Raw genomic sequence first — 9230 nt, forward strand, 5'->3', positions numbered from 1 at the left:
GCAGGAAGGTGATATTCAGCATTTTATCCTGTCAGGTCTGTTCTTTTCAGATATGACTTCTGTATACGTATGTTCTAAAAGTGTTTCTTCATGATCCACGTGTTCTTTTTTGATCATGAACCAGAACCTGCTGCCTTTTCCTTCCGGATTATCCTCAACTCCGACTGCCCCTCCCAGAAGTTCAGCTATCTTTTTGACGATAGCAAGTCCAAGGCCACTTCCTTTCACTCCGCTCTTGTTAACTCTTTTAAAACGGTCAAATACAAGAGGTTTTGACTCATCAGGGATTCCTTCTCCAAAATCAGTCACATTCACTTTCCAGTCATAGTTGCAGTCTTCAACATCGATGATTATCCTCGTATCTTCAGGACTGTATTTTATTGCATTGGATATGAAGTTTGCAAAGATCTCTTCGACAATAGGATTCAACATTGCATGGTAACTGCCACTGCCTCTCATCTCTATTTTCATGTTCTTTGCTATCAGGCGCTGATCAAACTGCTCTGTGACATTATTCAGGATGCCCATGATGTCCATTCTTACAAGTTCTATCTCTTCTAAGGATTCAAATTTGGCAAAAGTGGCAGCGGTTTCTATCATCTCTATAAGCTTGTCAATGTTTCTCTGCATACTCCGGATGATGTGTGCTTTGTCCTGTTCTTCTTCCATTTCCAAAAGTATTTCAGAGTATCCTTTTGCGTTCCCTGCAGGATTGAGCAGGTCATGGCGCATTATATCTGTAAACAGATCTTTCAGTTCGTTGGAGTGGCGGAGTTCCTCCTCAACCTTTTTTCTCAGGTCCAGATCCATTGTTGTTCCGGTAAACCTGAATGGCTCATTATTCCTGTCCAATTCTGTCAGTTTACCCCTTGCAAGTATCCACTGCCATTTTCCATTATTGTTCTTCACTCTGAATTCAGATTCAAAGAAAGGTGTTTCTCCTCTCAGGTGTTTGGTTATGTTCAAGTTTACGATTTTCAGATCATCGGGATGTGTCAGTTTTTTCCATGTATCGATATTGTGTTCGATCCCTTCGTAATCATATCCCATCATTTCAGCCCATCGCGCATTATACATAACCTCATTTGTCCTGAGATTCCAGTCCCACATACCCAGATCAGCACCTTCAAGTGCAAGTTCCATGACTTCTTTTGTCTTTGCAAGTATGGTCTCTATGTCCCTGCGCTTTGTAATGTCTCTCACAATAGCCAGTGCATATTTATAATTGTCAATGCTGGAGAAAGTGACATTTATTTCTGCAGGCAAGGTGCTCCCGTCTTTTCTTGTTATCATTTTGCTGGGCTGGAAATATCTGTCACCAAATATGTCCCGAAGTTCTTCTTCCCAGAAATTATCGTTGAAAAGGGAATGTATCTGGTTCTTTTCCATTCCAAGGAACTCCTCTTTCCCATAGCCGAGTTCATGGCATGCAGTTTCGTTGACATCTATAATGTTATTCTTTTCCATGTCAATGACAAAAATAAAATCATTTGATCTGTTAATGAGATCCTTAAAAAGGCTCAGATCCTTGAGAAATGATTTATGGTTAAGTGCCATGCTTACAAGTTCAGACACCACTTTTATTGTCTGGGAGTATGTCTCGCAACAGCTAATATCTGTACTCTCACTTTCGATGCTGATAAAACCTGCCGTTTCTCCTGCGGATTCCACGGGTATTGCAATGAGGGATAAAGGTTCTGTAATGTTTGCTATTTTCCTGTCATTCTTTACCGTTCCATGGGATACACTATCCTTAGAGATGAAGACGGTCTGTTTTTTTCTGAGTTTTTCAAACATTTCCGCGTATTGGGAATACTCTTTTTTTTCAAAAAAGCTCTTTAAATCACTGATATTTTCTTTTTCCCATTTGTGGGATCTGTATGGTTCGCCGTTCTTGTTGAAAATAAAAAGATAACTATTTCCGGCATTGCAGAGCGTTGCTGCTCTTTGGAGTGTTATTTCTATGGTTTTGTCAATATCTTTGGGAGCAATGAACATTGTTATGAGGGAAGATATCATGTTCTCTATCTTTGAGTTGCGCTCCACAAGATACTCGAGTTCTTTCCTTTTATCTTCAAGCTCATTCACTTTTCCTTCCAGTTCTGTGCTCTTTTTCTCAATATAGTTGCTGGCATAGATTATGACTACGAAGGTGCACCCTATCAAAGCTGAGCTGATGACTATGGAACTTGTGTCCTTTGCAATTATGAAAGGTGCCAGTAATACGAAACCGAATGTGCATACTATTAACAGGAATACTGTATTGACTATGCCTGGTATCTTCATATTCCCGTTTTTTTGTTCAAGTTTCATGTTGATAATTATATAGTATTAAATAGTATATTTATTATTCGTCTCTTTTATAAATTGTATGTGGTTTCAAGCAGCGAAACATTTAAGGGTTAGATTTAATAATTCCCTCAATTCAATTAGGTATTAGAAAATAAAAGAGATGATAGACATAGTAAGGACTGCCCAGAAAACCAGCCAGAAGTCTAACAGAGAAACATGTTCGGAACCTTCGGAATGTACTGCGGAGTTCCTTGTTCTGGAGCCGGCAGGCTATCCAATGGCAAGTGTACTTGACGAGTACCCGGAGATATCGGACCCCGGTGTCTTTGAACATTATGCAAGGGAACAGTGGAAAGGCTATATTGCCCGTAAGGGGGATTATCTTTTGGACCGCCGGATGTTTCCGGACTTTGCCTATAAGGTCACCGATGTTGAGCCACCAGGCTCGGTCATCGGGCAGGATACGCGCATCATTGTCAGGGATCCGGTTATAAGCAGCGTACCTGTGGTTGAGTTCAGGAGCGATGTCACTTTTGATGATGTCATAGGGCAACAGAACGCACGTAAGAAATGTAAGCTCATCGAGCGCTTCCTTGAGGCACCGGAAAAGTTTGGAAAATGGGCTCCCAGGAATGTACTCTTCTTCGGTCCATCAGGTACCGGTAAGACAATGCTTGCAAAGGCTCTTGCAAATAAGGCACATGTCCCCATATTGCCTGTCAAGGCCACCGAACTGATAGGTGAGTTTGTGGGCGAGGGTGCAAGACAGATACACCAGCTTTACGAACGTGCACAGGAGATGGCACCATGTATCATCTTCATAGATGAGCTGGATGCAATAGCCCTTGATCGAAGGCATCAGGAACTTCGTGGGGATGTTGCAGAGATTGTCAATGCACTGCTGACTGAAATGGACGGGATAGTGGAGCGCCCGGGTGTGTGTACCATTGGGGCCACAAATCGTACTGATACCATCGACCCGGCTGTGAGGAGCAGGTTTGAGGAAGAGATAGAATTCACGCTTCCTGATGAGATGGAGCGTCTTGCAATCCTTGAGTCCAATGTAAAGACATTTCCTGTACCGGTGAAAGATGTTGACCTTAAGGCTATAGCAAGGATGACCGGAGAACTTTCAGGAAGGGATCTTGTGGGAAAGGTACTGAAAACCGCACTTCACAATGTGATAATAGAAGACCGTGAGAATGTTACACAGGATGACCTGCTCTCATCCGTTAAGAAGATCAAGAATATTCAGCCGCCTTCAAATGCAGACAGGATGTACATTTAAGGATTATCTTTTTAAAGATGACAAATATATCGGTGGGCTATGTCTGAGATAAATGAATCTGACAGGTTTGAATGCGTTATTGTTAATGTGATCGATACTCTCATCTGGAAGGGGGTCGTTGTAGAGGAAATTGAGTCAGGTGGGCGTGTTTACTTTGGAAAGGTCAGGGCAGAGGACTTTAACTATGCACCTGGTGACATCCTGTATATAGGTATGAAGCGTCTTCCCCATGAACTTGAGGAAATGAAAATGGAAGTGTCGCTGTACGACGCCGATGACAGGCGACTTGACTGGACCTTCCTTTAAAAATATTCCTTTTTTTTCTCGTTTCATCTGGTTAAGCATAAATATAAGAATAAGCTCCGGGACAAGGTCATCTCTTGTCCCTGAATGGAACTTCTAGCTCAAGGAGATCATCAGCTACGATCACATTCTGGAATATTTCTTTTGCCTCCTTAAGCAGGGGGGTGGCATCATCGGAATATCTGGAGCTTATGTGTGTGAGTACAAGTTTCATGACATTCGCTTCCTTTGCCAGGAGGGCAGCTTCTCTGGCAGTCGAATGCATAGATTCGATCGCCCATTCCTGCTGGTCATCTGCAAGTGTGGAATCGTGTATCAGAAGGTCTGAATCCCTGCTGGCTGCAAGAACGGTTTTACAGGGCCGGGTGTCTCCGGTATAAACTATTTTCCTTCCGGGGCGGCTTTCTCCTACTACATCCTTTGAGTGTATCACTTTGCCGTCTATTTCAACGGACTCTCCTTTATGGAGCTTTGAAAAAAGCGGTCCTGGGGGTATACCCAGTTCAATGGCTTTCTGGCGGTCGAACCGGCCTACTCTTTCGTTTTCTACAAGTGCGTATCCGATGCTTGGTACACTATGTTCTGTTCTTATTGCCATTATGGAATAATCTTTTCTTTTAATCACGTCCCCTGGATTCAGATCAATGGCATCTATCTCAAAACGCAATTTGTAGTAACCAAGTGCGCTGAGTATCCTGGCAAATTCATGCACCCAATGAGGTCCGTATATCTTCAGTGGCTCGGTCCTTCCGTGGAATGAGAGCGTCTGTATTAGGCCGGGTATTCCAAGTATGTGGTCTGCATGAAAATGGGTTATAAATATAGAAGATAGTGCTTTCATTCCTGTCTTTGCCCGCATCATCTGTTGCTGGGCACCTTCACCGCAGTCAAAAAGCATCAGCTCCCCCTCACGGTTGATCATGATAGCCGAAGGGTTACGCTCCGGGGTTGGAAGGGCCCCCCCTGTTCCAAGAAAAGTTACGCGAAGCATACATCTATATAAGTCTTATAATTATTTATGAATTGTCTATGCTGTATGAATTCAAATCGTTATCATTCATGTGTAACCTGACGTTTTTCATATGTAATGTCAGTATTCTGTCACTCGAAAAGTTCATATAGCATCTTATTATTAAAGGAACGTCCATAAATCATACCAGATTTAAACTGCAATTACGGATCAATTCATTCAACTATTTAACAATTATAAGAGGATATATCATGAAATGGCAAGGCAGATCCAGAAGAACGTATACGGGTGCCAAGATTAAGGCAGCCTGTGGAAAGAGAAAATACGAACTTGGTCGTGAATCAGCTGACACTCATATTAACGAGGCAAAGAGGAAGAATGTTGCAACCAGGGGAGGTAACAGGAAAGTAAGGCTTCTTCAGTGCAATGTTGCAAACGTGACAGACTCACAGGGAAAGACCCAGAAGACCACTATAGAGACAGTTACCGGAAATGCTGCAAATGAACACTATGTAAGGCGTAACATTCTTACAAAAGGCTCTGTTATCAAGACTCCTCTTGGTAATGCAAAGATCACTAGCCGTCCGGGACAGGATGGTGTAGTGAACGCTGTGCTGCTCGAATGATCGGGCATTCTTTTTTTAATCTTATCGTCTGGTGTTATGGGGTTGCTATATAATGGATGAGCAAACACGTCATATTTTAGAATGCCTGGAAGAGGATGCGAGGATAAGTCACGAAGAAATCGCAACCCTTACAGGGCTTACTGCAGATGAGGTATGCCAACGGGTAAAAGCACTTGAGGAAACAGGGGTTATCCGCAAGTATAAGACTGTGATCGACTGGGATATGGCAGGCGATGAGTATGTTTATGCCATAATCGAACCGAAGGTAACCCTTGAGAGAAAACTTGGATACCAGGCTCTTGTGGAACGTCTGTACAAGTTCCCTGAAGTACGCTCTGTGAGGTTGCTTTCCGGGCAGTATGATCTTTCGTTGACAGTATTTGGCAAGTCGATGAAAGAAGTGGCTTTCTTTGTAGCGGAGAAGATCTCAACCCTTGAACAGGTACAACACACAACAACTCATTTCGTCCTGAAGACTTACAAGGAGGACGGTGTTATCCTCTATGAACAGGACCATGTTACTCGCTTGCCGGTGACTCCATGATCCTGGCTCTTGTATAGTTAATTATAACAATGGATGTATATGTATGAGAAAAGTATGCAACCCTTCACAATTTGTAGCGGATGTAATGACAAAAGTCCCACCTTCGGGTATACGCCGTTATTTTGATCTGGCATCGGAGATAGATGATGTTATATCTCTTGGTGTGGGTGAGCCTGATTATGTCACTCCGTGGCACATAAGGGAAGCCTGTATCCATTCGCTGGAATGTGGTGAGACCTCATATACATCCAATTACGGTCTTCTCGATCTGCGGGAGGCAATATCTGATCTTTTTTCCACAAAGTATGGTGTAGATTATGATCCTGCTTCGGAGGTCCTGGTGACATCAGGTGTTAGTGAGGCTCTTGATATTGCTATTCGTGCTATAACCAATCCGGGTGATGAGATCATCGTAGTCCAGCCATCCTATGTGGCATATGTGCCTTCTGTGATGTTCGCAGGCGGTGTTCCTGTTGTTGTTTCCACGAAGCTGGAAAACAATTTCAAACTTACTGCCGATGAGCTGGAAGCTGCTATCACTCCCCGGACAAAGGCAGTGATCATCAATTATCCCAACAATCCGACCGGTGCTACCATGGACCGGGAAGATCTGGAGGCGATTGCGGATGTTGTATGTGAGCATGATATAATGGTCATATCGGATGAGGTCTATGACTGTCTGACGTACAATGGCGGACACACCTGCTTCACATCCCTTGAGGGGATGCGTGACCGGACCATACTTTTAAACGGATTTTCGAAAGCATACGCAATGACGGGTTTCAGGATGGCATATGCCCTGAGCTCTCCCGGGATCATCAGTGCTATGATGCTGATACACCAGTACTCAATGCTATGTGCCCCCATCACTGCGCAGATAGGCGCCATTGAGGCCCTGCGCAATGGCCAGAATGAAATGGATAAAATGGTCCGTGACTACGACCGTCGACGCCATCTCATTGTGAGCGGCCTGAACAAGCTTGGCCTTGAATGCTTTGAGCCAAAGGGCGCATTCTATGCGTTCCCGAACATCGAAAGTACAGGCCTGACTTCCGAGGAGTTCGCAGAGGGTCTTTTGAAAGAGCAGAAGGTGGTCACCATCCCGGGCAATGTTTTCGGCCAGGCAGGCACAGGTTTTCTCAGATGCTCCTATGCAACTTCAAGGGAGGATATCGGAAAGGCCCTTGAAAGGATAGGGACTTTCATTGAAGGGTTGTGAGATTAAAGCTGTCAATTTATATTTTCGGCAGCATAGTTTATCTTTAAATAATAACCTCTGTTTGAATCACGACACGCTTAGTTGAACCATGGTGAATAAAGGTTTGTTTTACGGATGTATGGATTATTCTATTTTATAATTTTTTAATTAGTTACATATGCCTCTTGGAATATTATTTAAGAGCTGATCCCCGGAAGAAGAAGCTGAGCACCCTCTTAAAGAGAATATTGCAACGCATCGCAGGTGTAAACACTACGACAGTAGTTATAGGGGATGCACAATTAAGTACATAGGTGACGGGTTTGTTACTCCAGATAACCTTCGCTGTGAGTCATTTGAAGCGGTCGGAACAGTTCAGTAATGATAAGCGTGGCAAAATATGCCCGAGCTACGTGAATGTCCTTATTTTCTTAGAATAACCCTCAGATGAAATCCTGGATATTCATTTGCTCCCAGTCAAGTTCGTTGCACATGTAGATGACCATCATGATTATAATGTCCTCATAGTGATACCCATGAATTGGACAGACCTGGGAATACCACATAATGGAGGCCAACCCCATGCGCCAGCTCTTCAAAGGAATGAAGCAGGCATGCATGTCCTGGGATGCAAAGACCGGCTACACCCACGAAGGTGAATGGAAGGACGAGCATGACTGCAGTGAGTGCAAGTATAAGAAAGGTGTCGAAGAAGAAGGTGAAAAGGAGCCGGTAAAATGCAAGCTCTCTGGCCCTGCCCATAGAACACGAAGATCCTGGTAAGGTATACGAACTGAAGATACCATAAGGTTCATACATTTAGTTCTCCAAATATATGAAGACACTGCACAGCAAAGGAGTTGATGTCTCTGGCGCTTGTCAACACCATTGAAGTTGACTGATTCATCGAAGTCGAAGATCTAGGACTTATAGTTAATAACTTAACTTTTCTAACTTATTATCCAGAAACTTCTCAATCCATTTTCTTGCGAAGCTAAGCTTTGATGAACAACTAATAAACGTCTCAGCAATCAGATTCCTCATATGATCAAGATCTTTGACAAAATTGCAGGAAATAACTCTTTTAACGCTCTTCCATATGAATTCAATAGGATTCAAGTCTGGTGAATACGGAGGCAAATAGACCAATTCGATATCATTTGCCATTGCAAAATCTACTGTGTATTTTGCCCGATGTGACCTGAAGTTGTCAAGAATGATAACTATTCTCTTTCCAATGTTGCTGTTTTTGATAGTTGATAGAAACGAACATACGTCCTCTTTAGTTGAATGTTCTTTAAAATCGATTACTGAAGTACCATTCAATGCATAAAATCCAAACGAGTTTGCTTTAATTCTAGTTGAATTTTTGAACATAACGGGTTTATTGAAAGACCATAAACGAACTGTATTTGATGTGGTTTGTGGGGATGATTCATCAAGAAAACCGATTACGTAATCATTATTGATTACTGGTAAGTTTTTTTTAAACGATCTTCTGCATCATCTGGTCTTCGATAATCATGCGCATAGGGTTTGGCATGATACATGCCAAACTTCTTCAAGATAACCAATATTTGCTTAATGGTGTATTGAACCGTAAATTCATTATGGATAAGTTCCTGAACTTCTTTTGTAGACCAATCATTTCTTTCATGCAGCATAGCCTTTAGTTCTTCTTTTTGGTCATCAGTGAGTTTTGAAGGACAACCTCCTGAAAACCTGGGAATCAATCCTTCATACCCGTCTTGATTCCATCGTTCTTGCCATTGATATGCAACTGGTGTAGATATGCCAACAAGTTTAGCTGCTTCGTTAACAGAAGCACCTTCATAACGATGTTTAATAAAATACAAACGTTGTAGGACTCGTGTATCTTTCTCTAATGACTTGATACGTTTAAGCAATTCTTCTGATGATAGATGATGCTCTATCGTAATTTGTTCAGGTCTAGCCATAAAGTATAGTTGCATTTGATTAATAATAAATGTTTGGTTAAGAACTATAAT

8 protein-coding genes and 1 pseudogene are annotated in these 9230 nt (G+C 42.5%); 6 read left to right on the forward strand and 3 right to left on the reverse strand.

The window, feature by feature from the left end:
- Positions 1–15 precede the first annotated feature (15 nt).
- Positions 16–2313: a PAS domain S-box protein gene (locus tag V7O64_RS13965; RefSeq protein WP_407355976.1), complete on the reverse strand. Its 2298-nt coding sequence runs from the start codon at positions 2311–2313 to the stop codon at positions 16–18.
- Positions 2314–2452: 139 nt separating this feature from the next.
- Between V7O64_RS13965 and V7O64_RS13970 the strand changes: the two genes are divergently transcribed.
- A complete protein-coding gene (locus V7O64_RS13970; protein ID WP_407355977.1) occupies positions 2453–3580 on the forward strand; it encodes an AAA family ATPase in 1128 nt (375 codons plus the stop codon).
- Positions 3581–3619: 39 nt separating this feature from the next.
- Positions 3620–3886 (forward strand): hypothetical protein, encoded by a 267-nt coding sequence (locus tag V7O64_RS13975; RefSeq protein WP_407355978.1) that lies wholly within the window; start codon positions 3620–3622, stop codon positions 3884–3886.
- 67 nt (positions 3887–3953) lie between these two features.
- Here the strand turns inward: V7O64_RS13975 and V7O64_RS13980 are convergent, their stop codons facing one another.
- Positions 3954–4874: a ribonuclease Z gene (locus V7O64_RS13980; protein ID WP_407355979.1), complete on the reverse strand. Its 921-nt coding sequence runs from the start codon at positions 4872–4874 to the stop codon at positions 3954–3956.
- Between the two features lie 230 nt (positions 4875–5104).
- Between V7O64_RS13980 and V7O64_RS13985 the strand changes: the two genes are divergently transcribed.
- The 4 genes from V7O64_RS13985 (at position 5105) to V7O64_RS14000 (ending at position 8004) form a co-directional block, all read left to right on the forward strand.
- Positions 5105–5479, forward strand: a complete 375-nt coding sequence (locus V7O64_RS13985; protein ID WP_407355980.1) for a 30S ribosomal protein S8e — start codon at positions 5105–5107, stop codon at positions 5477–5479.
- Between the two features lie 52 nt (positions 5480–5531).
- Complete coding sequence (locus V7O64_RS13990; RefSeq protein ID WP_407355981.1) at positions 5532–6023, forward strand: Lrp/AsnC family transcriptional regulator; 492 nt, start codon at positions 5532–5534, stop codon at positions 6021–6023.
- Between the two features lie 43 nt (positions 6024–6066).
- Positions 6067–7242: an aminotransferase class I/II-fold pyridoxal phosphate-dependent enzyme gene (locus tag V7O64_RS13995; protein WP_407355982.1), complete on the forward strand. Its 1176-nt coding sequence runs from the start codon at positions 6067–6069 to the stop codon at positions 7240–7242.
- 546 nt (positions 7243–7788) lie between these two features.
- The gene (locus V7O64_RS14000; RefSeq protein ID WP_407355983.1) at positions 7789–8004 is read left to right on the forward strand and encodes a hypothetical protein; all 216 of its coding nucleotides are present in this window, start codon (positions 7789–7791) and stop codon (positions 8002–8004) included.
- Positions 8005–8154: 150 nt separating this feature from the next.
- Here V7O64_RS14000 and V7O64_RS14005 read toward each other — a convergent pair.
- Positions 8155–9179: pseudogene (locus V7O64_RS14005) on the reverse strand (IS630 family transposase).
- Between the last annotated feature and the right edge of the window lie 51 nt (positions 9180–9230).

It is taken from the genome of Methanolobus sp. WCC5 (genome assembly GCF_045690325.1).
GTDB lineage: Archaea > Halobacteriota > Methanosarcinia > Methanosarcinales > Methanosarcinaceae > Methanolobus.